Origin of the sequence: Mesorhizobium sp. LNHC252B00 (genome assembly GCF_000502955.1) — a bacterium.
Taxonomy (GTDB): domain Bacteria; phylum Pseudomonadota; class Alphaproteobacteria; order Rhizobiales; family Rhizobiaceae; genus Mesorhizobium.
Map to the genome: position 1 here is coordinate 110,907 of NZ_AYWO01000016.1, position 26,230 is coordinate 137,136.

Below are 26,230 nucleotides of genomic sequence, written 5' to 3' on the forward strand. Positions count from 1 at the left end.
GGTGCAACAAAAGACATCATCTTACTGCCCCAGCCGTTCGAGCAGTATCGGCACGTGGACCTGATCGGATTTGTAGTTGCCGGTCAGCATGTACATCATGATGTTGACGCCGGCGCGTAGCGCGTAGATGCGCTGCATCGGATCCGCCGGTACGGTCGGCAGCAGCGGGTCGCCATTCTCGTCGACCGCCCAGGCGCCCGCGAAGTCATTGGCGGTGATCATGATCGGGGAGACGCCGTCGCCCGTGCGCACCGGCCGGTTCTCGACATTGCTGGCGTCGAGCGAAGCCTCGACCCAGAGCGGGCTGCCACTGAAGCGGCCGGGAAATTCGGGCAGGATGAAGAAGGATTTGGTCAGCACGTGGTCGGATGGCACCGGCTCCAGCGGCGGCACGTTCAGATTGCCGAGGATGTCGCGCAGCCGCTCCGTCGCCGGGCTGGTCGAATCGGCGCCGATGCCGTTGGCGAACTGGTCGCGCGTATCGAACAGCACCGTGCCGCCCTGTTGCATATAGGCGTCGATGCGGGCGATCGCGGCCTGGTTCGGCATCGGTGCAGCTGGATCGATCGGCCAGTAGATCAGCGGATAGAACGACAGCTCGTCCTTGGAGATGTCGACGCCGGTCGGCGCGCCCGGTTCGAGAGCCGTCTTCTCGATCAGGAAGCGGGTCAGGCCTTCGAGCCCGGCGCGGCTGATCGAATCGTCGCCCGGCACCCCGGTCAGCACATAGGCGATGCGGGTCTTTGAAATCGCCTCTATTGCAACCTCGTCGCCCGCCTTGGCGTCATCGGCGCGAGCGAGGTCGGCATGGCCGAACAGCACACCAAGCGCAATCAGGATCGCAGAAGTGGTTGCCACGGCGCCTGAGCGGCGCGGTCGGCGGGTAAACAGGCCGCCTATCCAGAACACCGCCAGCGTGTCGAGCAGCATCAGCACCAGGGCAGCCGCGACCAGCGCGCCCTTCAAATTGCGCGATTCGTCGAAGGCATACTGGATCGATGTGACGGGAACCGTGATCTGCGGCCGCGCCAGCGGCGCAAACGTGCTGTCGGCTTGAAGCAGATTGTGGGCAAACACACCCGTCTCGGAACCATAGAGCCCGGGCGGGTTCTCGAACGTCACTGGCAACGCGCCTGCGCCCGGCACCAGCGGCCGTGCGTCAGGCGTCGGCGGCACCAGCGAGCCGTCGGCTGCAATCATTCGATAGGGCGCCAGCGAGGTGGCGGCGGCTTCGGCATTGGCGATCGCCGCGCCCTGGTTGCGCGACAGTTGCACGATGCGGCGCAGCATCTCGACGAAGCTGCCCGAGATCGGCAGGTTCGACCAGGTCGCCTCGGGCGTGACATGGAACAGCGCCAGCGTGCCCTTCCCCTTCTTCAGTCCGGTGACCAACGGCGTGCCGTCGGCAAGAGCCGCCCAGGTGCGCTCGACGATGTCGGGGGTTGGTTCTGCCAGCACCTGCCTGCTGACGGTGACCTCCGTCGGCGGCGCAAGATCGGCGAACGGGCCGGCCTTGGGGAATTCGGTGACCGGCTGCGGCGACGTCCACGACAGCGCGCCGCCGAGCGAACGTTCGCCGGTGCGCAGACGGACCGGCAGCAGGTCGTCGTCATTGCCGGCGGCGGCCAGCCGCGATCCGGCGAAACGCACCAGCGTGCCGCCATTGTCGACCCAGTCGACCAACCTCTGCCGGACTTGCGCGGGAATGGTGCCGATGTCGGCCATGACGATCATCGCCGGCTTCTGGTCGAGGATCTGCGGGATGGCATCGGCGAGATCGGCACTTGAGGGCTCGACCAGATCGGCGAAGGGCTGCAGCGCGCGCCTGATGTAATAGAGCGGCGACAAAAGCGGCTGCGCCTGGTCGGCCTCGGCCTGCGACAACAGCCCGACGCGCCGCCGCTTGGAGCTTTCGTCGAGGACGCGCACCGCGCCGGCCTGGCGCTCGCCGTCGAGCGCGACCGAGGCGAAGTCGTTGCGCAGTTCAAACGGCACCGCCATAATGCCAGTGGCAGTGGTTTCGCCAGGTGAAAAGGTCAGCGTCGCATCGGCGATGCGCCGGCCCTTGTCGTCGAAGGCACCGGCGGTGACCTGCGCCGGGGCAGGATCGCCCGGCGCGCGAATGGCGGTAAGCGCAAAGCCGTCAACCTGATTGTCGGCGGCGGTCAGGCCGGTCAGCGACAGCCTGTCGGCGGTTGCCCAAACAACACGGGCGGCATTCCTGGACAACAGCGTGTTGAAGGCGGCTTCGTCGCCTTTTGCCGCAAGTCCGTCGGCAAGCACGGCAACACTGGCGCCGGGCAAGCTTTCCAGCACGCCGGCGACGCGAGCATAGACGGCCGGCCGGTCGGTCGGAATCGGCCGCGGCTTGGCGGCGCGCAGCCGGTCGAGCGCGGCGGCGGCATCGAACGGGCCGATCTCGGCATTGGCTTTTTCGGCGGTGAAGGCGATGATGACGGGCACGCCGTTCGAGCCAGCATCGTTGATCAGCCGCTCGGCGGTGGCGACGCGCTTGCCCCAGTCGGCGGCACTTGCCCAGTCATTGTCGATAACCAGGGCCAGGGCAGCACCCTCGGCCGGCAGTTTCTCGCGCGGGTTGAAGACCGGGTCGGCCAATGCGGCGACGATGAGCGCCGCCATCAGCAGTCTCAGCAGCGTCAGCCACCACGGGCTCTGTTGCGGCGTCTCCTCGCGCTTCAGGACGCGCGCCAGGATCCTCAGCGGCGGGAAGATCTCGGTTTGCGGTTTGGGCGGTGTCAGCCGCAACAGCCACCAGATCACCGGCAGTGCCAGCAGACCCCACAGCACCATGGGGGCGCCAAAGGAGAGCGGCAGCCAGCTCATGCGCTGACCCTTCCGGCAGCGGCGCCATCGGCGGTCATCGCCATGTGCAGGCGCACCAGCGCGTCGGAAGCCAGCCGATCGGTGTGGTTGACGGTGAAGCTCCAGCCGAGGCGCTTGCACCAGACAGCCAATTCGTGGCGGCGGGCGGTGTAGAGCAGGCGATACTCATCGCCCAGCATTTCGGCGCGCCCGGCGGTCAGCTTGTCGCCGGTCTCGGGGTCCGTGAATTCGGTGCGGCCGGCATAGGGGAAGGTTTCCTCGGCCGGGTCGGCAACCTCGATCAGGTGGGCGCGCACGCCGTGGCGAGCCAGAACGTCGAGCCAGGCCATCGTCTCCTCGACGGGATCGAGGAAATCGCTGACAATGACGATGTCGCAGAAGCGGCGGATGTCGGAAAGATCGGGTTTTGCCGGCAAATCGCCGGCATGCATGAGCTGGGCGGCGATGCGCTCGGCGCCGTTGCGGGCGGTGAACGGATCGGTGAGACCGGGCCAGGCAATACGCTCACCGCTGCGCGACAACAGCTCGGCCATGGCCAGCGCCAGCACCAGCGCACGCGATTGCTTGGAGACGCTGGCGGCGGTCGATTTGTAGAGCATCGACGGCGAAGGATCCGCCCATAGCCAGACCGTGTGGGCGGCTTCCCATTCGCGGTCGCGCACATAGGTGTGGTCGTCTCGCGCAGAGCGGCGCCAGTCGATCCGCGAGGAATCGCCTTCGACATAAGGCCGGAACTGCCAGAAATTCTCGCCGATGCCGCGCTTGCGGCGGCCGTGCCAGCCGGCGATCACGGTGTTGACGATGCGCCGCGCCTCGACCAGCAGGTCGGGCACAAGAGAGGCCCGCAACCGGCCACGGGCGAGCGCGTCGCGCGTCGCTGCCGGAGCCTGGACCTCGCCGATATGCGCCATCAGATACCTTTGGCCAGTTTCGCCACAACGTCGCGCACGCTGGTGCCTTCGGCGCGAGCGGCGAAGGTCAGCGCCATGCGATGCTGCAGCACCGGCTCGGCGAGCGCGCGGACATCGTCGGTCGACGGCGCCAGCCGTCCATCGTAAAGTGCGCGCGCCCTGGTGCACAGCATCAGCGCCTGGCTGGCGCGTGGGCCGGGGCCCCAGGCGACGTGCTTGTCGGTCTCGGCATTGCCCTGGCCCGGACGCGCTGAGCGCACCAGCGTAAGGATCGCCTCGACGACGCTTTCGGGTACCGGCATGCGGCGGATGAGTGTCTGGATTTCCTTCAGCCGCGCCGGCTGCAGAACGTTCTGGGCTTTCGCGTCCTCGACGCCGGTCGTTTCCAGCAGAATGCGGCGCTCGGCCTCGATTTCGGGATAGAGGATGTCGACCTGCATCAGGAAGCGGTCGAGCTGGGCCTCGGGCAGCGGATAGGTGCCTTCCTGCTCCAGCGGGTTCTGCGTCGCCAGCACGTGGAAGGGCGCCGGCAGGTCGTAGCGGGCGCCGGCAATGGTGACGTGGTACTCCTGCATCGCCTGCAGCAGCGCAGACTGGGTGCGCGGCGAAGCGCGGTTGATCTCGTCGGCCATCAGCAGCTGGGCGAAGATCGGGCCGGAAATGAAGCGGAAGGAGCGCTTGCCGGCCTCGTCCTGCTCCATCACCTCGGAGCCAAGGATATCGGACGGCATCAGGTCGGGGGTGAACTGGATGCGGCGCGAATTGAGGCCGAGCACGATGCCAAGTGTTTCGACCAGCTTGGTCTTGGCGAGGCCCGGCACGCCGACCAGCAGCGCATGGCCGCCGGCGAGCAGCGCCACCAGCGTGCGCTCGACGACGCTCTCCTGGCCGAAGATGACCCGGCCGACCCCGTCGCGGATCCTGGAGATGTCGGCCAGCGCTTTCTCGGCCTCGGCGATCATGTCCGTTTCGCTGATCGGGCTTTCCTTGACCATTACGCTCATGCCGCATCGATCCTTGTGATTGGAAATGCCTGCCTGCAGCATACCATGACTGCCGCGATTCGGCCTCGCCTAGCGTCTGCATTAGAATTTAAATCACAGACTTAGGCTGACAAGCGGAACAACAGTGACTATTTCGTGACCATGACGGAACACTCCGAAGATCTCGAACAGGGCCTTACGAGTGCCACCGAGGCGCGCGGTCTCGAGGCGTTGATCTCGCGCGCCACCCGCGCCGGCAAGGGTGCGGCGCCGGTCGAACGCTGGAATCCCGACTTCTGCGGCGATCTCGACATGGAGATCAAGGCCGATGGCACCTGGTTCTATCTGGGCACGCCGATCGGGCGCATACCGCTGGTTCAGCTTTTCTCCTCGGTGCTGCGCAAGGATGCCGACGGCAGGACCTATCTGGTGACACCGGTGGAGCGAGTCGGCATTCGGGTCGCCGATGCGCCGTTCATTGCCGTCGAAATGGACGTTTCGGGCGACGGTGACGGGCAGGTCATCACCTTCCGCACCAATGTCGGCGACGTCGTCGAGGCCGGGCCGGAGCGGCCGCTGCGTTTCGTCGACGAGAACGGTACTGGCGGGCTGAAGCCCTATGTGCTGGTGCGGGGCCGGCTGGAGGCGTTGGTTGCGCGGCCGGTGATGTATGAGCTGGTCGGCCATGGCGAGGAGGTCGAGATCGGCGGCAAGACCATGTTCGCGGTGCGCTCGAAAAAGGCTGTGTTCCCGATCATGCCGGCGGACCAGTTGAAGCGGCTGAGCGCGTGATGGACCAGGTGTCTCCGGCGCCTTTTTCATCAGCGGATTTTCGCGCGCGCTTTGCCGCGCAGCCGGATGCGCATGCCAGCGATGACTATGGCGATCATCGCTTCAACCCCGGTCATCCACGCCTCAACCAGGGCAAGGCGCTGCGCAATGCCGCCGTGCTGATCCCGGTGGTCGACCACGAAGGCGATGCGACGGTTCTACTGACAAAACGGGCCGAAAAGCTGCGCAATCATTCGGGGCAGGTGGCCTTTCCCGGCGGCACCATCGATCAGACCGATCCAAGCCCGGAGGCGGCGGCGCTGCGCGAGACCTTCGAGGAGATCGGCCTTGGCCGCGATCACATCGAGATCATCGGCCGCATGCCCGACTATGTCGCCGGCAGCGGCTACCGCATCGCGCCGGTGCTGGGCATCGTGCGGCCGGGTTTCCAGCTGAGCTTGAACGCCGACGAAGTCGATGCCGCCTTCGAAGTTCCGCTGCGCTTCCTGATGGACCCGGCCAACCACAAGCGCGACAGCCGCATGTGGAACGATCTCGAATGGTTCTTCTACGACATGCCCTATGGCGACCGGCGCATCTGGGGCGTCACCGCCGGCATCATCCGTACCCTCTATGAAAGGCTCTATGCGTGAGCGTCACGATCGCGGGCAGGGCCGATTGGCTCGGCGACAAGCATCTGCAACGCCTGTTGGCCGCACTGAGCGAGGGCGGTGAAGAGGCGCGCGTTGCGGGCGGCGCCGTGCGCAACACGCTGATGGGCCAACTGGTCGCCGACATCGACATCGCCACCACCTGCTTGCCGCGGGAAACCATCCGCCGCGCCGAGGCGGGAGGTTTCAAGGCGGTGCCGACCGGCTTCGAGCACGGCACGATCACGGTGGTCGCCGGCGGCAAGCCCTATGAGGTCACCACGTTGCGAGCCGACATCGAGACTGACGGGCGGCGGGCCAAAGTGTCGTTCGGGCGCGATTGGAAGCTTGACGCCGAGAGGCGCGATTTCACCATCAATGCGCTCTATGCGGAGGCCGATGGCCGGGTTGTCGACCTTGTCGGCGGCATTGCCGACATCGAGGCTCGCCGGCTGCGCTTCATTGGCGATGCGGAAGCGCGCATCCGTGAGGACTATCTGCGCATCCTGCGCTTCTTCCGCTTCTTCGCCTGGTATGGCGACGGCCGGCCGGATGCCAATGGGCTGAAAGCCTGTGCCCGGCTGAAGGAAGGTCTGGCCCAGCTTTCGGCCGAGCGCATCTGGTCCGAATTGAAGAAGCTTTTGTCGGCGCCTGATCCCTCACGGGCGCTGCTCTGGATGCGGCAGGCTGGCGTCTTGACCGCCGCGCTGCCGGAAAGCGAGAAATGGGGCATCGATGCGATCCATGGGCTGGCCAAGGCCGAGAAAGATCTGGGCTGGGCGCCCGACCCGCTGCTGCGGCTGGAAGCGATCGTGCCGCCGGATGCCGCACGCATGAAGACGCTCGCCGAGCGGCTCAGATTTTCGACTGCCGAAGCGGATCGCCTGCGCCACTGGGCGCTTGCCACCGCTGTCGAGCCGAAGACGACCGAGGGCGAACTGGCGAAAAGGCTCTATCGCGGCGATCGGCAGGGATTTGTCGACCGCTTGCGCCTGTCGCTGGCTGCGGCCCGCGTTCGTGCTGTCGACGACAATGACGCGCTGCTTGAAGCGGGCGGCTTCTCGCGCTTGCTGGCCTTCGCGCTCAAATGGAAAAAACCGGTGTTCCCGCTGAAAGGCGCCGATCTGACGGCGCTCGGTGCAACGCCAGGACCGAAGCTGGGCGAGATCCTCAAGAACCTCGAGGCGGAATGGATCGAAACGGGATTTGCGCCCGATCGCGGCGCACTGCTTGATCGCGCCGCGAAGGCACTGGAAACCTAGGCCTTGGCTCGAAGCCCGTGCTCCGTGACGGTCAAATGTCGTCGAACGAGCGAAACTACCTGATTGCCACGGGAGCCAGGGCGCGTGAAAGGCTCGCTTCGCCCTTGCCGTACGTGGAAGCACTATAGTTGACCAGGGTGTCGGTGCGAGCCGTATTGAGCAGATCGTTGGTGATCTGGGTCGGCGTGGCCTTGGTGAATTTGCTGCCTAGTATCGCCGCATATCCTGAAATGATCGGCGCTGCGAAGGAGGTGCCATATAGGCCTGTCTTGCTCCCATCGACGCCAACCACAAGAAAGTGGCTTTGCACGAGCGGGTCGGAGCCGGCATAGTTGGAGTACCAGGCAAGCTGGGCCTTGTTGGTTGTTGCGCCGTTCGTCGACAGGGCGCCGACGAAGATCGCAGAGGCTTTGCCAACCAGGGCGATATCGAGATAGTCCTGCTGACCGCCTGTTTCTCCGCCCACGGCAACCGAATCGTTGCCCGCCGCCTTCGAAACAACAGCCGACCCTTTGGTGGCATAGGAGATGATGGAGGCTTCCTCGGGGCTCCATCCGATCTGGTTCGGGCTGTAGCCCGCTTTGGCGTACATGCCATAGCTCAGATTGAGCACGTTCAGGCCAGGCGCCAGGCTGACGGCCGAGCTGGTTGAAAAGTCCTTCGACCTGATGGTCGCCAAGGGCGCGATCATGCCAGCTTCCTCGCGCGTCCATTCACCGTGGCGCTGGGTTTGAACCCCGACACCGAAATTGCCCGAGAAGCGCGATGTACTAGAGAAATCGTCGACAATGGTAATCGTGACGCCCTTGCCCTTGTACCCCGCGGCCCATGCCGCGCCGACGTCGGGGCTCATCCACCCCTGCACCGCTTGTGTGGTCGCAGCCGGTATCGTTGCACTCGCGCATGTGGACCGGCCGCCGCCGTGACACAGCGCGGCCATCTCATCCGCATTGACCGCCTCCTGTGCCGAAGCCATCGGCGCCGACAGGGTGGTGAGAGCCGCAACGAAAACGAATTTCAAGCAACTACCGGACATGCTCTTACTCCGTTCAAACAGGAACCAGGACGGGCGAACGCGAATTTCGGGATGGGATGATTTTCTCATTTGCATCCTCCCCGGCGATCAGAAAGTAACACGGTAATTCAGCCAGAGGTGCTGGCTCTCCGGTTTAGCGTTAACCAGATATTTCAAAGTTTCCTCTGGCGCCATCTCGCTGGCCGCGAGCCGGCAATTGACGCTGTAGGTACCCAAATCGCCGTAGTTCGCTTCGCATGGCTTTTCGGTGAGCTTGCCGCCGAGGGTGGTGGTGAGCGACAAGGAAAGAGTACTGTTCGGACCCGGATGCATCTGCGTGAGGAAGCCCAGCTTCAGGCTGGGCTCGATGCGATATTTCTCACCTTCTTCTCCGGTGCCAAATCCCCAGAGGATGCCGGTGTCTTCCGTGATCTGGGTCAAAAGTTCGACGTGCATGTCGACCCAGCTTGCGTGGTACCATTGGTTGAACGATATCCGGCTTCCGTCCTGCAGTTCATAACCGCCGCCGCCAAGGTCGTGCGCGCGATCGCTGAGCGGCGAGCCTTGGTGGAGGTCGACCAGCGATGTGGTCACTTCCTGGGCTATCGCCGGATACGCTGAAAGGAGCCCGTACAGCAGGAGCGCCGTCGTGCGAAGACTCACTCGATTGCCGGACTTTTCGCGCATGCGCGAAACACCTCGCCCCACCGATCCCGGACCAGTGCCTGGTGGCGACGGGCTTCTCTTGCAGCCCCACTGTAGCCGGATTATCTGCCCGACAGTGGCATGGGTTCGGTTACCGCAGGGTTTATTTTAGCCGAGGAAAATATAATTCTTTGACCTGCGCGATCTGGCCGGCAGGACGTCCGCGATGGCGCTTTTCAACCAATCTTGAGGCGCCAACGCGGCTCGTTTGGTGTTGTGGATGAATCCGAGCGGCAAAGACTAGGCCGCGTCGCGGGTCTTTTCGATGCGCGAGCGGATCGCCTCGATCATCGTTTCACGGATAACCGTCTCGCCATGCGTTTCGCGCATGTGCTCGACGACACGACGCATGACCTCGGCCTCCTCGTCGGCACGCGTGTGCCAGTCACAGCCGGGCACGAGCGACCCGCAGTGAAATTCCTTCATGCGATTTCTCCTTTTCCTCCGTGGAGCCCGATCGAGGCTCCGGCACTTTCCTGGCTCATGGTCCGATTTCAGGGTTGAATCCGTGGAGCCGCGAGCGGGTGGAAAGCATAACACAGATGGGGTGGTATCGGTTGCCGTCAACGGCAAAAAGGGCGAAACAGCTCTGCTCCGCCCTTTCGCGCTAGCCCGAAGCAGGACCAGACATCATCATCTTGCCCTGCTTTGGCAGGCCATCACTTCGCGATCTTGACGGCCTCGGCGACTTTTTTCTTGCCGCTCATCTCCCATGAGACGCGGACCTTTTCACCGACCTGCAGGCCAGGATCCTTGAAGGTCTTGGGAAGCGTAAAGGACGATCCGTCATCGAGGACAAGGCTCATGGCCGTTGCGTCAAAGGTCTTGATCGTGCCGGTGGTGTGCTTGATGGCGGCGAACGCCACCGAACCGGAAGCGAGAAGGGCAGCGGCGGCAGCCGAAACAATGATCTTGCGCATTGTGAAGTACTCCTGAAGGGCGGGTATCCTTTTGACGAATGTGTCCCGCATCGTCTGGGCCGTCCGGTCGCGTCGGGTCGCGGCTCGCTTGTTTTGAGGCAATTCCGAACGGAAAATCGTTTAACGCTTTCCTGGAATTGCGCTCAGGCGAACCGCCGGCGCTTCCCGACCCGGCGCAACAAATAGACCAGCCTTTTCAAGAGCCTATTAGACGAAAAATAAATTTTCGCCGCACCTCATGCCACATTCGACGCCGCATTTCGAGCGAATGGGACATCAATGCGGCTCACGCCGCGCTCACCATTTTGTTACGGCCAGCGGACCTCAGGTGGAAGGCTGGAGAGGATCGCTTCGACATTGCCGCCGGTCTTCAGGCCGAAGATGGTGCCGCGATCGTGAAGCAGGTTGAATTCGACGTAGCGGCCGCGGCGGATGAGCTGCTCGTCGCGATCACCGTCGGTCCAGTTCTCGTTGAAGTTGGCGCGCACGAGGTGGCCGTAGACGACGAGAAAAGAGCGGCCGACATCCTGGACGAAGTTGAAGTCGGCATTCCAGCCGCCTCTGTCCTCGCCCGAATGCAGCCAGTCGAAGAAGATGCCGCCGGTGCCGCGCGGTTCGTTGCGGTGCGGAAGATAGAAGTACTCGTCGCACCAGGCCTTGAATTTCGGGTAGTCGGCGACGCCGGCATTCTTCTCGCAAGCGAACTGCATGGCGCGATGGAAGGCGACGGTATCGGGATCGTCCTGTGTGCGGCGGCGCTCGAGAACCGGCGTCAGATCGGCGCCGCCGCCGAACCATTGGCTGGATGTGACCACCATGCGCGTGTTCATGTGCACGGCGGGAACATTGGGATTCCAGGGATGGGCGATCAGCGAAATGCCGGATGCCCAAAAGCGCGGATCTTCCTCGGCGCCGGGCATCTGCTTCCTGAATTCGGGCGAGAACTCGCCGTAAACCGTCGAGGTATGAACGCCGACCTTCTCGAAGACGCGGCCGTACATCATCGACATGGTGCCGCCACCGCCGCGGCCCTCGTCGCGTTCCCAGGGCGTCTTTTCGAAACGGCCTGGCGACCACGAGGCCAGCGGACCGCCAAGATCTTGTTCGATCTGTTCAAGCCCGGCGCAGATGCGTTCGCGCAATGCCTCGAACCACAGGCGCGCCTTCATCTTCTTCTGCTCGATGTCGGCGGGCAGGCCAGCCGGTATTTCAGGTCGTTCCAAGTGCCGTCTCCGGTTGCGGGGGCGATGAGCCCTACAAATGACTCGTCTTTTGCCGGCGCGATCCCTAATCTCTTAAGGGCAAGGGTCAAGTGTCATTAAGGTGCAAGGAGTCGTTTCGTGCGCACCCCGGCAAGACCACCGCTGGATGGCCTGAAGAAGCGGCTGGACCAAAGCCGGGCCGAACGCGCACGCATGCCGCGCGACGGTTTCCTGCGCGAGACCTTCGTCCTGCCGCGCTCCGATGCGCGGCTCAAAGCCAAGGAATGGTTCGATCGCTTTCCCAAGCAGGCCTACTGGACCGAGATCGAAAGCTGGTTCGAGCGGCCGGGCGATGTGATCGAGTTCACCATCAGGCGGTTGCCGGCGGCGGACTGAGGAATGTCACGAGAAAAATAGGTCGCGCAATCTTGGAGAATCCAGGATCAGGTTCTCGCCAAGTAGCTTGCCGAATTTTTCAAAGCCCATTTTCCGCGCCTCATCGAAGCTCACGGACGTGTAGAGCGTTGGCATGCCGCCGGAGTCGACCCGATAGATCGTAATGAGCTGTGTCTCTTCTTCTGGTTGGATAAGATGTCCCAGCACAGATGTTTCCTTCCATATCGCCTCATAGTCGCATTGCTTCCATTCAGGTCGCTACTAGCCTTCTCGCGCCCGTCCCCTCCCTTGCCAGCCGGTCGCCTTTGTTTCGCAGCGGGCATTTGTCGATCGACATGCAGCCGCAGCCGATGCAGTCGGTCAGACCGTCGCGTAGTTTCTTCAGCTGGGCGATCTTGCGGTCGAGCCCGTCGCGCCAGGCGGTCGACAGCAGGTTCCAGTCATCGCGCGTCGGTGTGCGACCCTCGGGCAGCGACGCAAGGGCGATGCCGATCTCGGCCAGTGAGATACCGACCTCTTGCGCCACCTTGATGATCGCCACGCGCCGCAGCACGTCGCGGCCGTAGCGGCGCTGGTTGCCTGACGTGCGGTGGCTGCGGATCAGCCCGCGGGCCTCGTAGAAATGCAGCGCCGACACAGCCACCCCGCTGCGCATGGCCAGTTGGCCGACCGTCAGTTCCGTTATCGGTGCCATCCCTCTTTCTCCGTTCCGATTTTTTTGGCTTGACCTCAAGTTAAGTTGAGCTTGTAGCGAAGAAACCCGGGATCTGCAAACGAAGGAGAAGGCGATGTGCGCCTGGGTCAAGATGACGGGAGACGGAGTGCCGTTATCCGAGTTGCCGGATGGCTTCACCCGCCACCATGGCGACGGAAAGCGCGACGTTGATGCTGCGCGCAGCGCCCTGCATGGGAATGGTCAATTGCGCATCCGCCGCTTGATGGACAAGATCCGGAACGCCTGCGGATTCGCGGCCGAACAGAAGAATGTCGCCATCGCCGAACGCGAAGCTGGTGTAAGGGGTCGTGGCTTTGGTAGACAGCAGCACCAGCCGGCACGCGCGGGCTTTGCGCCAGTCCTCGAAGGCGTACCAGTCGACATGCCGGGTCAGAGCAGCCATTTCGAGGTAATCCATGCCGGCTCGCTTGAGCGTTTTGTCGGAGAGCGGAAAGCCGGCCGGTTCGATGATGTCGACGCCGAGCCCGAGGCAAGCGGCGAAACGCAGGGTTGTCCCGGTGTTGCCGGCGATATCCGGCTGGTAGAGCGCGATGCGGAGACGACAGTTCATTTCCGCGTCCTTCTAATAAGTGGCAGATCGGCCACAGAGGGCTCGCGGTTTTGGAAAATGCTGGACCTGCGGGTGGCCATTTTCTGCGAAGTCGGGTATGTCAGCTCCATTGTCAACCCGAACCGATGGAGGGGTAATTCATGATGACCATGCACACTCAGCGCCCCTCTCGTGGGCTTACCTGCCTGCTGGCGGCTTCGGTACGACAATTCTCCTGACTCTCTAAGACTTGATCGCACCGATTCCCGCCGAAACGATTTTTCGGCTCTCGAAGGAATCCTGCGATGTTTTTCAAAAAGTCAAAAGGGCTGAACGCCCCACCTGAACCTGTCCGGACCGATGCTGTCCGTCGTGTCCAGACCNGGACCGATGCTTATCGTGTCCAGACCGATCCAATGCGTGCCTCCGGCCGAATGCCGGCGGACGATGTTGCTTCGCCTTTTTATCTCGATTTTCACACGGAGGACGGACCGATGTTCGATCCCTACAGAATACCGGGCTCAAGAAGCCTGCATATCCACCGACTGCCGACCTGGGCGCTGCTCATCGGCGAGACCTATTCGTCGGCGGTTCACGCCGAAGTCCGCCGCCGGCCGCATCGCGGCATGCTGCCGGATGTCGATTTCTCGCGCGCGGTTCCCGACCACAGCCGGTCGTCGCTGGTGCGCCGGATCATCCGGCTGATCAGGCCTGGCGCGAAAGTCCGGATCGTGAACAGTGCGCCATCAGGATCGTCAGGCGCACCTGTCGGTGAAAAGCCCGCGAGTCCCTATATTGCGCGAAGCAAGGCCGACGGTCCGGATGATTCCGGACCGTCGGCCCTCGGCGCCATTCGTTCCGCGGACCTTGTACGTTCGCGCGCCNGGTCCGGATGATTCCGGACCGTCGGCCCTCGGCGCCATTCGTTCTGCGGACCTTGTACGTTCGCGCGCCGCATAAGCGGAAAGCAGATTTCATGAGCATGACCTATGTTGTTGTTTAGCTGGTTTGAAAGACGGCTCGATCCGTTCCCCGCGGCGGAACCGGTCGAGCCGCCCAGGACGCTGGTGGCCTTCTGCGTGCATTATACGCGCGGTGCCTGGCCCTACATCCTTCTCGACGCGGTGCTGGTGACGGCCATCGCGATCGCGGAAGTGTGGATGTTCGGCTTCCTCGGCCGCATCGTCGACTGGCTGTCGGGGCAGAATCGCGAAACCTTCCTGCAGACGGAAGCCTGGAAGCTCGCCGGCATGGCCTTCATCGTGCTGTTCGCGTTGCCGGGCACGGTATGGCTGCATTCGCTTCTCAACCAGCAGACATTGATGGGCAACTATCCCATGCGCATCCGCTGGCAGGTGCATCGCTACCTGCTCAAGCAGTCGATGAGCTTCTACCAGGACGAGTTCGCCGGCCGCATAGCGACCAAGCTGATGCAGACCGCGCTCGCCGTGCGCGAATGCGTCATCAAGTTGATCGACGTCCTGAACTACGTCATCGTCTATTTTCTTGGCATGCTGTTCATCGTCGGTTCGGCCGACTGGCGGCTGGCGTCGCCGCTCGGCGTCTGGCTGGTCGGCTACGTCCTGTTGCTGCGCTATTTCATTCCGAAGCTGGGCAAGGTCGGCGAGGAGCAGGCCAATGCGCGCTCGACCATGACCGGGCGTGTCGTCGACAGCTACTCCAACATCCAGACGGTCAAGCTGTTCAGCCATGCACGCCGCGAGGCTTCGTTTGCGCGGGAAGGCATGGCCGGCTTCCTCCAGACCGTCTATCGGTCGATGCGGCTGGTGACGGTGCTTTTCGGCCTGCTCTACATCATGAATTCGCTGCTCTTGTTTTCGGTCACGGCGATGGCGCTGTGGCTGTGGCTCGGGCAGTCGGTCACGATCGGCGCTGTCGCCGTGGTCATCGGACTCGTGCTCAGGCTGTGGGGCATGTCGCAATGGATCATGTGGGAAATGTCGGGCCTGTTCGAGAATATCGGCACGGTGCAGGACGGCATCGCCTCGATCTCGTTGCCGCGTCTGGTCGAGGACAGGCCGGGCGCCAAGGACATCGCCGTCTCCAAGGGCGAGATCCGCTTCGAGAATATCCGCTTCCATTATGGCAAGCGGAAAGGGGTGATCGAGGACCTGTCGCTGGCGGTGAAGCCGGGAGAAAAGGTCGGTATCGTCGGCCGCTCGGGCGCCGGCAAGTCGACGCTGGTCAATCTCCTGCTGCGTTTCTACGACCTGGAGAGCGGAAAGATCCTGATCGACGGCCAAGAGATCGCCGGTGTGACGCAGGATTCGCTGCGCGCCCAGATCGGCATGGTCACGCAGGACACCTCGCTGCTGCATCGTTCCGTGCGCGAGAACATCCTCTATGGCCGGCCCGACGCCGCGGAAGAAATGCTTGTCGAGGCAGCGCGGCGCGCCGAGGCGCTGGATTTCATATCAGGGCTTTCGGACGCCAGCGACCGCAAGGGCTTCGATGCCCATGTCGGCGATCGCGGTGTCAAATTGTCCGGTGGCCAGCGGCAACGCATCGCAATTGCTCGCGTTATGTTGAAAGACGCGCCCATACTTATCCTTGACGAGGCCACCTCGGCGCTTGATTCCGAAGCCGAGGCGGCAATCCAGGAGAATCTCTACAAGCTTATGCAAGGCAAGACCGTCATCGCCATCGCGCACCGGCTGTCGACCATCGCGGCGATGGACAGGCTGGTGGTGATGGACAAGGGCCGCGTCATCGAGGAAGGTTCGCACGACGAACTCGTCGCCAAGGGCGGGCTCTACGCGCAGCTCTGGCAGCGCCAGTCGGGCGGGTTCCTGCTCGAGGACGGTCCGGCCGACGCCGCCCCAGCTGACGCCGCAAATGACGCACTTGCAAAGGGCCAAGCTGCCGAATGATGACTGCCGTCTATCGCTGGTTCGAGAACTGGGTCTATCCGTTCAGGGAGCCAGCGAATCTTCGGCCACCGACCAGCGTCGGCGGCTTTCTCTGGCACTATGTCGGCCAGGCGAAGTTCGCCTTCTTCGCCATGCTGGCCATCGGCGGCATCGCGCCGCTGGTGGAGGCCGGCCTGTTCTACTTCGTCGGGCGGCTGGTCGATATTCTCGACCAGCTTCCGGCCGAGCGCAGCTGGCATGCCTTGCGGAATGCCGCCGGCCCTGAACTGCTGTTCATGATCGCGGTGGTGCTGGTCATCCGCACCATCGTCGTCGGCCTGTCGGCGCTGGTCGACGAACAGACGATCACGCCCGGCTTCTACAATCTGGTGCGCTGGCAGGCGCACAGGCATGTGTCGCGCCAGTCCTACGCCTTCTTCCAGAACGATTTTGCCGGCCGCATTGCCACCAAGGTCTGGCAGGCAGGCCAGGCGACCGGCGACCTGATGGAAAGCTTCATCGAGGTCGTCTGGTTCATGATCGTCTACACGGTGACGACGCTGGCGCTGGTCGCCGGCCTCGATCTCAGGCTGGCGGTGCTGGTGGTGATCTGGATTTCCGCCTTCGGCTGGCTGGCCAAGCTCTATCTGCCGGCGATCCGCAAGCACGCGGAGGAAACCGCCGAAGCCGGCTCGATGATCACTGGCCGCATCGTCGATTCCTATTCCAACGTGCAGACGCTGAAACTGTTCTCGGCCGACGGCGACGACCGCTACATCAAAAACGGCTTCGACATCTATCTCGACGCGCTGCGCCCCTTCACCCGCCGGCTGACCGGCGTGCGAATGGCGCTGACGACGCTGTCGGGCACTATGATCACGGCAATCGGCTGCTTTGCCGTCTATCTCTGGGTCGAAGGCTCGATCACCGTCGGCGCGGTCGCTTTCACGCTGTCGCTGGTGCTGCGGCTCAACATGCTGCTCGGGCGGCTGATGATGCAGCTTAACAGCATATTGCGAAACCTCGGCGTGCTGGAAAATTCCAAGGCATTGATCTCGCAGCCGCTCGGCCTGGTCGATGCACCCGACGCGAAGGAACTCGTGGTGGCCGGCGGTCGCATCGAGGTGAAGAACGTCGAGTTCCATTACGGCAAAGGATCCGGCGTGCTTAACGGCATCGACCTTACGGTGCGGCCGGGCGAAAAGGTCGGGCTGGTCGGGCCGTCGGGCGCCGGCAAGACGACGCTCGCCAATTTGATCCTGCGGCTCTACGACCTGGAAGGCGGGTGGATCACCATCGACGGTCAGAACGTTTCTGAGGTCACCCAGAATTCGCTGCGCGCCAATATCGGCGTCGTCAGCCAGGACACGACCCTGTTCCACCGTTCGCTGCGCGACAACATCAAGCTCGGCATGCCTGGCGCGACCGAGACGCAAGTGATCGCGGCGGCAAAGAAGGCCGAGGCGCACGAGTTCATCCTGGGCCTGCGCGACAATAGGGATCGTGTCGGCTACGAGGCCTTCGTCGGCGAGCGCGGTGTCAAACTATCGGGCGGCCAGCGCCAACGCGTGGCGATCGCCCGCGTCTTTCTCAAGGACGCGCCGATCCTGATTCTCGATGAAGCAACCTCGGCGCTCGATTCCGACATCGAGGCGGCGATCCAGGAGAATCTCACGCGGCTGATGGAGAACAAGACGGTCATCGCCATCGCCCACCGGCTGTCGACGATCGCCGCACTCGACCGGTTGGTGGTGCTCGACGGTGGCCGCATCGTCGAACAAGGCACGCATGACCAGCTGGTGGCGTTCGATGGGCTCTATGCGCGGCTGTGGAAACGCCAGTCCGGCGGTTTTCTCTATAACGAGGACAGCATGCTCGAAGAGACACGCCCGGCGGAGTAGCTCCATGGTTGGATCTGCGGACCCAGAGATCGGCCCCGGGGTGAGCTATGTGCTCAAGCGGCTCCGGCCAACCACCGCGGCCTTCGATACGCTGAAGCAGGAAAGCCGGCTGGAAGGCTACTGGATGCTGGTGCGCCTGGGAGATGGCTGGGCAAGCGGCCGCAATAAGTTCCTGAGGCGCGGCGAGGCGCTGTACGGCGCCTGGAATGGCCGGGAACTCGTCGGTGTTTGTGGGCTCAATATCGATCCTTATTTCGAGCGCGGGGACAAAGGCAGGGTTCGGCACCTGTTCGTCAGTGCGCGTCACCGTCGCACCGGCCTCGGCCGCATGCTGGTCGAGACCGTCGTCGACAGGGCGCGTCGCCATTTCGCCGTGCTGAACACACGCGCGCCGCACGAAGCCTTCGGTTTCTATGAACGGCTTGGCTTTCTGCGCGTGGAAGGCGAAGAATTCGTCACCCACCACATGATTTTCAGGAAAGGAGGCTGAAATGTCCTTGCGTCCGCCATCTCATCTTGCCGGCGCCTCGGCTGCCGAGGTCGCCTTCGACGCCCTTGGCCATGAAATTCTGGCGGAAAAGGCGGCCGCACTCGGCCGTGCCGGCCAACGGGTCGAGGAAACACTGGCCAGGCTGCGCGACAATGCTGACGAACAACTGCGCCCCCGGCTGCTCAAGGATGCCGCCGAGGCGGTGCACGGCTATTTCATCCAGCGCGAACTGTGCGGATTGCGTAGGCATGACGCCGTCATCCGCGAATACAACATCCCGAGGGCCGTGCTTGCGAGGCTCGGCGCCAAATAAGAATTACTCAAGCCATTCGGTAATGAAGCTGCCGTTCTCGTGGATGTCGGTCGTCTCCAGCGGGCCTGGGCCGAGATTGGTGAATTTGTGCGGCGTGTTGGGCGGCACGATCAGGATCTGGCCGGAGGAGGCTTCGATCTCCTTGTCGCCGACCGTGAACAGTCCGGTGCCCTGACGGATGATGAATATCTCTGCGTAGGGATGCGTGTGCAGCCGAGGACCGCCGCCGACATCGGGCAGGTAGTTGAAGATCAGGCAGGAGTTGGAGCCGTAGGCGCCGCATTGCAGTTCGCCCTTCCAGCGGTCGGAGCGAACGGCCCAGGTGTCGCGGTCTATCACGTGTGCCATGATGGTAAGGATAGACCCGGCTGGCGCCTTGTGTCGAGGCGCACAAGGGCATCGGATTTGCGGTTGTTTCCCTGCTGCTTAGCGATGTTTGACGGCTATCCGGCGTCGCATTGCCCGGCGGCGGATTTTGTCCCCGCGACAATCTGCCCTTGTGCCTTGATCCGTCTGGACAAAAACGGGCTTCACGCATAAACCGAGGTCCAAATGCCGGAGGAATTCGCAAGCCTGTTCGCCATGCGCTGTCGGGTTGGCGTAATTGAGCGGGGAAAAAGGCTCAGCCACCGGCACGGAAGAGGCGAAAGGATCAGGCACCCGTGAGCGCAACCGACACCCAGGATCCCAACCGTCGTGATTTTCTCTACGTCGCCACCGGCATGGCCGCAGTGGTCGGCGCGGGTGCATTCGCGTGGCCGTTCATCGACCAGATGCGCCCCGATGCCTCGACGCTGGCGCTCGCATCGGTCGAGGTCGACGTCGCCTCGCTGACGCCGGGCATGTCGCTGATCGTCAAGTGGCGCGGCAAGCCCGTCGTGGTGCGCAACCGCACCGAACAGGAAATGAAGGACGGCGAGGCGGTCAAGCTGGCCGATCTCAAGGACCCGATCGCGCGCAACGCCAATCTGCCGGCCGACGCACCGGCGACCGATGCCAACCGCACCACGCCCGGCAAGGAAGCCTGGATGGTGATGGTTCAGGTCTGCACGCATCTGGGCTGCATTCCGCTCGGCCAGGAAGGCGATTTCGGCGGCTGGTTCTGCCCGTGCCACGGATCGCAATACGATACCGCCGGACGCATCCGCAAAGGCCCGGCCCCGGAGAACATGGCGGTGCCGGTATTCAAGTTCATTTCCGATACCAAGATCCTTATCGGTTGAGGCAGGGGATATTTCGATGAGCGAGGGACACTCGACCTATACGCCCAAAACCGGTCTCGGACGCTGGTTCGACGCCCGCATGCCGCTGCCGCGGCTGGTCTATGACAGCTTCATCGCCTATCCGGTGCCGCGCAACCTCAACTATGCGTGGACCTTCGGCGGCATCCTGGCGATCATGCTGGTAGCACAGATGCTGACCGGCATCGTGCTGGCCATGCACTACACGGCCGATAGCAATCTTGCCTTCGGCTCAGTCGAAAAGATCATGCGCGACGTGAATTCGGGCTGGCTGCTGCGCTACTTGCATTCGAACGGCGCGTCGTTCTTCTTCATCGCCGTTTATATCCACATCTTCCGTGGCCTTTATTACGGCTCCTACAAGGCGCCGCGGGAGCTGCTGTGGATCCTCGGCTGCATCATCTATCTCCTGATGATGGCGACCGGCTTCATGGGCTACGTGCTGCCCTGGGGCCAGATGAGCTTCTGGGGCGCCACGGTCATCACCGGCTTCTTCACGGCCATTCCGCTGGTCGGCGACTGGATCCAGCAGCTGCTGCTCGGCGGCTTTGCCGTCGATAACCCGACGCTGAATCGCTTCTTTGCGCTGCATTACCTGCTGCCGTTCATGATCGCCGGCGTCGTCGTGCTGCACGTCTGGGCGCTGCATGTCGTCGGCCAGTCGAACCCGACCGGCATCGAGGTCAAGTCGAAGACCGACACCGTTGCGTTCACCCCTTATGCGACCATCAAGGACGCGTTCGGCATGCTCGTGTTCTTGTTCTTCTTCGCCTATTTCGTCTTCTACCTGCCGAACTATCTCGGCCATCCCGACAACTACACGGTCGCCAACCCGCTGAAGACCCCGGCCCATATCGTGCCGGAATGGTACTTCCTGCCGTTCTACGCCATCCTGCGCGCCATCACCTTCAATGTCGGGCCGATCAACTCCAAGCTCGGCGGCGTTCTGTGCCTGTTCGGCGCGATCGTCATGTTGTTCCTGGTGCCGTGGCTCGACACCTCGAAGGTGCGGTCGGCCGTCTATCGGCCCTGGTACAAGCTGTTCTTCTGGGTGTTCGTGGCCGATGCCGTCCTGCTGGGCTGGTTGGGCTCGCAGCCGGCGGAAGGCAGCTATGTGTTCATGGCGCAGATGGCGACGCTGGTCTACTTCGCCTTCTTCCTGGTCGCCCTGCCTGTGCTCGGTCTGATCGAGACGCCGCGAAGGCTGCCGAACTCGATCACCGAAGCAGTGCTCGAGAAGAACAAGGGCGGTGGCGGACATCTGGCTGGCGCCACGGCCGCACCAGAGACCAAGGGCTGAGCATGATCCCGAAAAGTGGGAACCGGTTTCCGGACAAGGCCATGCTCAAGCAGGAAGACGGACGGGTAGAGAATCTAAGGGGATTTGGCATGAAAAAGATTCTCACCTCGATGGCGCTGATCGGCCTTGTGGCCGCCGGCACCGGGGCAGCAAGCACTTGGGCGGTCGCCGCCGAAGAGGCACACAACGCGGCCAATCCGACGCATTTCCCGATCAACGAGCCGAAGGAAATGAGCTGGAGCTTCACCGGCCCGTTCGGCACCTATGACAAGGCGCAGCTGCAGCGCGGCCTCAAGGTCTACAAGGAAGTCTGCTCGGCCTGCCATTCGATGAACCTGGTGGCCTTCCGCACGCTGTCGGACCTCGGCTATTCCGATGCCCAGATCAAGACGCTGTCGGCGGAGTACACGATTCATGACGGCCCCAACGATGCCGGCGACATGTTCGACCGTCCCGGCAAGCCGTCCGATCATTTCCCGGCGCCCTTCGCCAATGACGAGGCCGCCGCTGCCTCCAATGGCGGTGCTGCACCGCCCGACATGTCGCTGCTGGCCAAGGCACGCGGCGTCGAGCGCGGCTTTCCGCAATTCGTCTTCGACATCTTCACGCAGTACGACGCGGGCGGTCCCGACTATATCCATTCGCTGCTGACCGGCTACGACCAGACGCCGCCGGCCGGCATGGTGATCCCGGAAGGCACCCACTACAATCCGTACTTCATGTCCAGCGTGTCGCTGAAAATGCCAAAGCCGTTGTCCGATGGTCAGGTGACTTATGACGACGGCTCGCCACAGACCGTCGACCAGTATTCCCGCGACGTTGCGGCCTTCCTGATGTGGGCGGCCGAGCCGCACATGGAAGACCGTAAGAAGACCGGCTTCCGCGTTCTGGTGTTCCTGTTGCTGTTCGGTGCGCTGGTCTATCTCACCAAGCGCAAGGTGTGGGAAGGCGTGGCGCATTAAGCGACACAGCCAATTGATCACAAAAGGGCGCCGAGGGGCGCCCTTTTTGCTGAACGGGGGTTGGCGATCTGGTGGTCAGGTGCGTTCTTGTCGCACAGGTCCGTTGGCACGGCGCCCTGTGGTATGCCACACAGCATCTTTGAAAAAAGAATTGTCGACGGCATGGTGTTTGGATTTCGATGATGCGGCTCAGCGACTGTCACAACTTTTCCGATTTCCGCCGCATGGCGCAGCAGCGGCTGCCGGGACCGATCTTCAACTACATCGACGGCGCGGCGGACGATGAGGTCACTTACCGCCGCAACACTGAAAGCTTTGACACCTGCGACCTGGTTCCCAATGTCTTGCGCGGGGTGAGCGAGATTGACATGTCGGTGACGGTCATGGGCCAGAAGCTGGCGATGCCGTTCTATTGCTCGCCGACCGCCTTGCAGCGGCTGTTCCACCATCAGGGCGAGCGCGCGGTCGCCAAGGCCGCCGCCAAATATGGCACGATGTTCGGGGTCTCCTCGCTTGGCACCGTCAGCCTTGAAGAAGCGCGCCGGATCAGCAGCAGCCCGCAGGTCTATCAGTTCTATTTCCATAGAGATCGCGGCCTCAATCGGGCGATGATGCAGCGGGCAAAGGCGGTTGGCGTCGAGGTGATGATGCTGACGGTCGACAGCATCACCGGGGGAAACCGCGAGCGCGACAAGCGCACCGGCTTCGCCATTCCCTTCAAGCTCAATCTGGCCGGGATGCTGCAGTTCGCGCTCAAGCCGGCCTGGGCGATCAACTATTTCACCCATGAAGGGTTCAAGCTGCCGCAACTCGACGAGCATGTCGACATGGGTGGCGGCACGATGTCGATCAGCCGCTACTTCACCGAGATGCTCGACCCGTCGATGACATGGGACGACGTCGCCGAGATGGTCAAGCTGTGGTCGGGGCCGTTCTGTCTCAAGGGCGTCATGTCGGTGGAGGATGCCAGGCGTGCCGTCGACATCGGCTGCAGCGGTATTGTGCTGTCGAATCATGGCGGCCGGCAGCTGGATGGCTCGCGGGCGGCGTTCGACCAGCTTGCCGAGATTGTCGATGCGGTCGGAGACAGGATCGACGTCATCATGGATGGCGGTGTGCAGCGTGGCACGCATGTGCTGAAGGCGCTGTCGCTCGGCGCCAAGGCCGTAGGCGTCGGCCGCTATTATCTGTTCCCGTTGGCAGCGGCCGGCCAGCCCGGCGTCGAACGGGCGCTAGAACTGATGCGGGCCGAGATCGAACGCGGCATGAAGCTGATGGGCTGCAGTTCGATCGAACAATTGTCGCGCAACAACCTCCGTTTCAGGTAATCTCGACACATGAAATCCTCACTAGAAGACACGCTGCTTGCCGCGATTCGCACCATTCCGGACTATCCCAAGCCCGGCATCCTGTTTCGCGACATCACTACGCTGCTCAGCAATGCGCGCGCCTTCCGCCGCGCCATCGACGAGCTGGTGCATCCTTATGCCGGCCAGAAGGTCGACAAGATCGCCGGCATCGAGGCGCGCGGCTTCATCCTCGGCGGCGCCGTCGCTCATCAGCTCTCGGCGGGTTTCGTACCGATCCGCAAGAAGGGCAAGCTGCCCTTCGAGACGGTGCGCGTCGCCTACAGCCTGGAATACGGTCTGGACGAGATGGAGATGCACAAGGACGGCGTTTCGCCCGGCGAGAAGGTGATCCTGGTCGACGATCTGATCGCCACCGGCGGCACCGCTGAGGCGGCGGTCAAGCTGCTGCGCCAGATCGGCGCGGATATCCTCGCCGCCTGCTTCGTCATCGACCTGCCGGACCTGGGCGGCCGCGCCAAGCTCGAAGCGCTCGGCGTGCCGGTGCGGACGCTGATTGGGTTTGAAGGGGTTTGAAAGGCGATTGATCACGACCGCCCGGTCGGGTCCCCGCCGCTTCGAAGCATTCGTTGGCCTTTCATCGTGCTGCTGGCACGATGAATTCGCTTACGCGAACCGGCTACTCACCCGTCTTCACCAGCACCGCGCTCTCGAACTCCAGCACCATGTCGCCGGTCGACTCAAAAGCCTCACATCGCAGGGCCAGCAGCCGCCAGCCGGGGCGTGAGGCGATCGGGCGGTGCGACAGCGCCGTGCGCGTGAAGGTGATGGTTTGCCCGGCATAGACCGGCTTCAGCCATTTCAGGTTCTTGAAACCGGGCGAAGGGCCGAATTCCGGCACCGGACCGGGGCCGCTCCACGCCGCGATCTCGGCATCCATGCGGTTTTCGAGATTGAGTTTCATCCAGGTTGCCGCCGTGTGCCAGCCGGATGCGCAGAGCCCGCCGAGCACGCTCTTCTTGGCTGCGTCCTCGTCGACATGGAAGATTTGTGGGTCGTATTTGCGTGCGAACGCCTTGATCGCCTCAGGCTCGAATGTGTGCGAGCCGAGCGTCACGGTGGTGCCGATGCGGAAGAAATCGTCCAGTGTCATGCTTGGTTCCCCGTGGCATCGCGCGTGAGGAACATGGCGGAATTCTCAAGCTCGAAGACGCTTTCGCCACGCTGGTTGAACAGCTCGCTGCGCATTGTCACGAAGCCGAGTTGCGGCTTCGATTTCGACAGGCGCTTGGCAACAACCACTAGGGTGCCGGTGAGCTGGTCGCCGGCCAGGACCGGCTTCTTCCATTTGACATGGTCGACACCGGGTGCGCCCTGGCAGGTGGAGTCCAGCAGGAACGCATCGCACAGCATGCGCATGAACATGGCGCAGGTGTGCCAGCCCNGTGCCAGCCCGAGGCGGCCAGCCCGCGCAGAATGCTGGCCTTGCCGGCTTCCTCGTCGAGATGCATCGGCTGCGGGTCGAATTCTCCAGCGAATTCGACGATCTCGGCGGCGCTCACCAGCTTGCTACCGAGATCGAGCGACGCACCCTCGACGAAATCCTCATAGGCCCAGGTTTTTGTTTTTGCAGTCATGGTCTGAAATCCGGCTGACGAAGGGTTTCCGGATGCAGGCCGCAGCACATTTGGTCAAGAGATTTCTATAGCGCCAAGTCGTGGCTGCATGGCCTTTGGCGGGCGGATCAGAGCCAACCGCGGCGCCGGAAATACCAGAACGGCAGGATCGCCGACAACACCATCATGGCAATCGCGAAGGGATAGCCCAGTTCCCATTTGAGCTCGGGGATGACGTCGAAGTTCATGCCGTAGATCGAGGCGACCAGCGTCGGCGGCAGGAAGATGACGGCGGCAACCGAGAAGATCTTGATGATGGCGTTCTGCTCGATCGAGATCATGCCAAGCGTCGCGTCGAGCAGGAAGGAAATCTTCTGCGACAGGAAGGTGGCGTGGTCGGCGAGCGACAGCACGTCGCGGGACAGCGTCTTGATGCGCGCCTTGGTGTCCTTGCTCATCTTGGTGCGGGTCGAGGCATGGGCGAAAAAGCCGGCCAGGCGCTGCAGCGAGATCAGGCTGTCGCGGATCGAGGAGGCGATGTCCTCCTTGCGGCCGATCGCTTTCAAAAGCTCCTGGAAGTCGCGGTTGCGCTTGGAGACCTTGGTCGACCGCGCCTCGAAGATGTCGCGCGAGATTACTTCGATGTCGCGGCCGGCGCGTTCCAGAATATCGGCGAGACGGTCGACGATCGCCTCCAGCAGCCCGATCAGGATGGTGTCGCCGCTGGTGCAGCCGGTCGCCACCTTCTCGGCGCGCTGCGGAAAGGTCTTGAAGGCCTTCGGTTCGTGGTAGCGCACGGTGATCAGCCTGGTGCCGGCCAGCACGAAGGTGACAGGCGACATCAGGGGATCGTCGATTTCGGTCTGGGCGGGCAGGGTGGCGGTCATGAAGTAGGCGCCATCCTCGACATAGAGGCGGCTCGAAATCTCGATCTCCTCCATCTCCTCGCGCGTCGGAATGGCGACGCCGAGCCACGCCTCGATCGCCGCTTCCTCTTCCTTGGTCGGGTTAAGCAGATCGGCCCAGACGACATTGTCGCTGTTTGCCAAGAGTTCATCGACGGCGCGCAGGCGGTCATTGTCCACGACGAAGGCCTTGATCATCGCCGGGTCTCCCTTGCTGGATTAAAGGGTGCGTTCGGATTGACGCGTCGTGTCGGATTGCACGGTTCTCGGCGCCAGCGCCGACCTCGCGCCTGCCGCTTAGACCTGTGGCATGACAAAATCAAGACAAGCGGCTGCCCGGCGGATGGGCGTCGGCCGCTCGGAAGAACTCGTCGAGAAAAAAGCTCGCCGGGATGTTTTGG

Annotated in this window: 28 protein-coding genes and 1 pseudogene; 14 read left to right on the plus strand and 15 right to left on the minus strand. The window is 62.9% G+C overall.

Annotated elements, in window-relative coordinates:
* Positions 1-21 precede the first annotated feature (21 nt).
* Genes X744_RS150490 through X744_RS150480 form a run of 3 tightly spaced genes read right to left on the minus strand, consistent with a single transcriptional unit; the run spans position 22 to position 4,759 of the window.
* On the minus strand, positions 22-2,844 hold the full coding sequence (locus X744_RS150490; RefSeq protein WP_023760700.1) for a DUF4159 domain-containing protein: 2,823 nt from the start codon (positions 2,842-2,844) through the stop codon (positions 22-24).
* The gene (locus X744_RS150485; RefSeq protein WP_023760701.1) at positions 2,841-3,755 is read right to left on the minus strand and encodes a DUF58 domain-containing protein; all 915 of its coding nucleotides are present in this window, start codon (positions 3,753-3,755) and stop codon (positions 2,841-2,843) included. The genes X744_RS150490 and X744_RS150485 overlap by 4 nt, the downstream gene beginning before the upstream one ends.
* Positions 3,755-4,759, minus strand: coding sequence for a MoxR family ATPase (locus X744_RS150480; protein ID WP_023760702.1), 1,005 nt, complete (start codon positions 4,757-4,759; stop codon positions 3,755-3,757). Before X744_RS150480 ends, X744_RS150485 begins: the two co-directional genes overlap by 1 nt.
* Before the next feature lie 141 nt (positions 4,760-4,900).
* Here X744_RS150480 and X744_RS150475 point away from each other — a divergent pair, with 141 nt between their 5' ends.
* Genes X744_RS150475 through X744_RS150465 form a run of 3 tightly spaced genes read left to right on the plus strand, consistent with a single transcriptional unit; the run spans position 4,901 to position 7,421 of the window.
* Complete coding sequence (locus tag X744_RS150475; RefSeq protein ID WP_023760703.1) at positions 4,901-5,530, plus strand: DUF1285 domain-containing protein; 630 nt, start codon at positions 4,901-4,903, stop codon at positions 5,528-5,530.
* Positions 5,530-6,162, plus strand: coding sequence for a CoA pyrophosphatase (locus tag X744_RS150470; RefSeq protein WP_023760704.1), 633 nt, complete (start codon positions 5,530-5,532; stop codon positions 6,160-6,162). Before X744_RS150475 ends, X744_RS150470 begins: the two co-directional genes overlap by 1 nt.
* The gene (locus tag X744_RS150465) at positions 6,159-7,421 is read left to right on the plus strand and encodes a CCA tRNA nucleotidyltransferase (protein ID WP_023760705.1); all 1,263 of its coding nucleotides are present in this window, start codon (positions 6,159-6,161) and stop codon (positions 7,419-7,421) included. The genes X744_RS150470 and X744_RS150465 overlap by 4 nt, the downstream gene beginning before the upstream one ends.
* A 55-nt stretch (positions 7,422-7,476) precedes the next feature.
* Here the strand turns inward: X744_RS150465 and X744_RS1000000172305 are convergent, their stop codons facing one another.
* The 5 genes from X744_RS1000000172305 to hemF form a co-directional block, all read right to left on the minus strand.
* Positions 7,477-8,526: a S8 family serine peptidase gene (locus X744_RS1000000172305; protein WP_245266763.1), complete on the minus strand. Its 1,050-nt coding sequence runs from the start codon at positions 8,524-8,526 to the stop codon at positions 7,477-7,479.
* Between the two features lie 18 nt (positions 8,527-8,544).
* Positions 8,545-9,123, minus strand: a complete 579-nt coding sequence (locus X744_RS150460; protein ID WP_031260667.1) for a hypothetical protein — start codon at positions 9,121-9,123, stop codon at positions 8,545-8,547.
* Between the two features lie 258 nt (positions 9,124-9,381).
* Positions 9,382-9,567, minus strand: a complete 186-nt coding sequence (locus tag X744_RS150455) for a DUF1059 domain-containing protein (protein WP_023760708.1) — start codon at positions 9,565-9,567, stop codon at positions 9,382-9,384.
* Between the two features lie 233 nt (positions 9,568-9,800).
* On the minus strand, positions 9,801-10,061 hold the full coding sequence (locus X744_RS150450; protein ID WP_023760709.1) for a DUF1344 domain-containing protein: 261 nt from the start codon (positions 10,059-10,061) through the stop codon (positions 9,801-9,803).
* 308 nt (positions 10,062-10,369) lie between these two features.
* Entirely contained in the window at positions 10,370-11,284 is a 915-nt protein-coding gene (gene hemF, locus X744_RS150445) for an oxygen-dependent coproporphyrinogen oxidase (protein ID WP_023760710.1), read from the minus strand.
* 117 nt (positions 11,285-11,401) lie between these two features.
* On the opposite strand from hemF, the gene X744_RS150440 reads away from it, so the two are divergent.
* Complete coding sequence (locus X744_RS150440; protein ID WP_023760711.1) at positions 11,402-11,659, plus strand: hypothetical protein; 258 nt, start codon at positions 11,402-11,404, stop codon at positions 11,657-11,659.
* A gap of 6 nt (positions 11,660-11,665) precedes the next feature.
* Here X744_RS150440 and X744_RS150435 read toward each other — a convergent pair whose 3' ends face one another.
* The 3 genes from X744_RS150435 to X744_RS150425 all read right to left on the minus strand — a co-directional run bounded on the left by X744_RS150435 (position 11,666) and on the right by X744_RS150425 (position 12,945).
* Complete coding sequence (locus X744_RS150435) at positions 11,666-11,866, minus strand: hypothetical protein (RefSeq protein ID WP_023760712.1); 201 nt, start codon at positions 11,864-11,866, stop codon at positions 11,666-11,668.
* Positions 11,867-11,909: 43 nt separating this feature from the next.
* Positions 11,910-12,353, minus strand: a complete 444-nt coding sequence (gene soxR, locus X744_RS150430; RefSeq protein ID WP_023760713.1) for a redox-sensitive transcriptional activator SoxR — start codon at positions 12,351-12,353, stop codon at positions 11,910-11,912.
* Positions 12,354-12,486: 133 nt separating this feature from the next.
* On the minus strand, positions 12,487-12,945 hold the full coding sequence (locus tag X744_RS150425) for a tRNA (cytidine(34)-2'-O)-methyltransferase (protein WP_023760714.1): 459 nt from the start codon (positions 12,943-12,945) through the stop codon (positions 12,487-12,489).
* Positions 12,946-13,418: 473 nt separating this feature from the next.
* Here X744_RS150425 and X744_RS0137560 point away from each other — a divergent pair, with 473 nt between their 5' ends.
* The 5 genes from X744_RS0137560 (at position 13,419) to X744_RS150405 (ending at position 18,498) form a co-directional block, all read left to right on the plus strand.
* Positions 13,419-13,820 carry a hypothetical protein gene (locus X744_RS0137560; protein WP_023760715.1) on the plus strand — a complete coding sequence of 134 codons (402 nt, stop codon included), beginning with the start codon at positions 13,419-13,421 and terminating at the stop codon, positions 13,818-13,820.
* 93 nt (positions 13,821-13,913) lie between these two features.
* Complete coding sequence (locus X744_RS150420) at positions 13,914-15,815, plus strand: ABC transporter ATP-binding protein (protein WP_031260669.1); 1,902 nt, start codon at positions 13,914-13,916, stop codon at positions 15,813-15,815.
* Positions 15,812-17,695 (plus strand): ABC transporter ATP-binding protein, encoded by a 1,884-nt coding sequence (locus tag X744_RS150415; protein WP_023760717.1) that lies wholly within the window; start codon positions 15,812-15,814, stop codon positions 17,693-17,695. The genes X744_RS150420 and X744_RS150415 overlap by 4 nt, the downstream gene beginning before the upstream one ends.
* 4 nt (positions 17,696-17,699) lie before the next feature.
* Positions 17,700-18,185: a GNAT family N-acetyltransferase gene (locus X744_RS150410; protein WP_023760718.1), complete on the plus strand. Its 486-nt coding sequence runs from the start codon at positions 17,700-17,702 to the stop codon at positions 18,183-18,185.
* 1 nt (position 18,186) lies between these two features.
* On the plus strand, positions 18,187-18,498 hold the full coding sequence (locus X744_RS150405; RefSeq protein ID WP_023760719.1) for a DUF6665 family protein: 312 nt from the start codon (positions 18,187-18,189) through the stop codon (positions 18,496-18,498).
* A gap of 3 nt (positions 18,499-18,501) precedes the next feature.
* Here X744_RS150405 and X744_RS150400 read toward each other — a convergent pair whose 3' ends face one another.
* The gene (locus tag X744_RS150400) at positions 18,502-18,846 is read right to left on the minus strand and encodes a cupin domain-containing protein (RefSeq protein ID WP_023760720.1); all 345 of its coding nucleotides are present in this window, start codon (positions 18,844-18,846) and stop codon (positions 18,502-18,504) included.
* Between the two features lie 314 nt (positions 18,847-19,160).
* On the opposite strand from X744_RS150400, the gene petA reads away from it, so the two are divergent.
* The 5 genes from petA (at position 19,161) to X744_RS150375 (ending at position 23,884) form a co-directional block, all read left to right on the plus strand.
* Positions 19,161-19,721, plus strand: a complete 561-nt coding sequence (petA, locus tag X744_RS150395) for a ubiquinol-cytochrome c reductase iron-sulfur subunit (protein WP_013529984.1) — start codon at positions 19,161-19,163, stop codon at positions 19,719-19,721.
* Between the two features lie 16 nt (positions 19,722-19,737).
* The gene (locus X744_RS150390; RefSeq protein ID WP_023760721.1) at positions 19,738-21,039 is read left to right on the plus strand and encodes a cytochrome b N-terminal domain-containing protein; all 1,302 of its coding nucleotides are present in this window, start codon (positions 19,738-19,740) and stop codon (positions 21,037-21,039) included.
* An 89-nt stretch (positions 21,040-21,128) separates the two neighbouring features.
* Positions 21,129-22,001 carry a cytochrome c1 gene (locus X744_RS150385; protein WP_023760722.1) on the plus strand — a complete coding sequence of 291 codons (873 nt, stop codon included), beginning with the start codon at positions 21,129-21,131 and terminating at the stop codon, positions 21,999-22,001.
* A 182-nt stretch (positions 22,002-22,183) separates the two neighbouring features.
* Positions 22,184-23,329 carry an alpha-hydroxy acid oxidase gene (locus tag X744_RS150380; protein ID WP_023760723.1) on the plus strand — a complete coding sequence of 382 codons (1,146 nt, stop codon included), beginning with the start codon at positions 22,184-22,186 and terminating at the stop codon, positions 23,327-23,329.
* Positions 23,330-23,338: 9 nt separating this feature from the next.
* Positions 23,339-23,884 (plus strand): adenine phosphoribosyltransferase, encoded by a 546-nt coding sequence (locus X744_RS150375; protein WP_023760724.1) that lies wholly within the window; start codon positions 23,339-23,341, stop codon positions 23,882-23,884.
* Positions 23,885-23,987: 103 nt separating this feature from the next.
* Here the strand turns inward: X744_RS150375 and X744_RS150370 are convergent, their stop codons facing one another.
* From X744_RS150370 to corA, 3 genes and pseudogenes are all read right to left on the minus strand, one after another.
* Positions 23,988-24,461, minus strand: a complete 474-nt coding sequence (locus X744_RS150370; protein ID WP_023760725.1) for a MaoC family dehydratase — start codon at positions 24,459-24,461, stop codon at positions 23,988-23,990.
* Positions 24,458-24,945, minus strand: a pseudogene (locus tag X744_RS01000000169985) (MaoC family dehydratase). The gene X744_RS150370 and the pseudogene X744_RS01000000169985 overlap by 4 nt, the downstream one beginning before the upstream one ends.
* A 107-nt stretch (positions 24,946-25,052) precedes the next feature.
* Positions 25,053-26,027, minus strand: a complete 975-nt coding sequence (corA, locus tag X744_RS150365) for a magnesium/cobalt transporter CorA (RefSeq protein WP_023760726.1) — start codon at positions 26,025-26,027, stop codon at positions 25,053-25,055.
* Positions 26,028-26,230 lie beyond the last annotated feature (203 nt).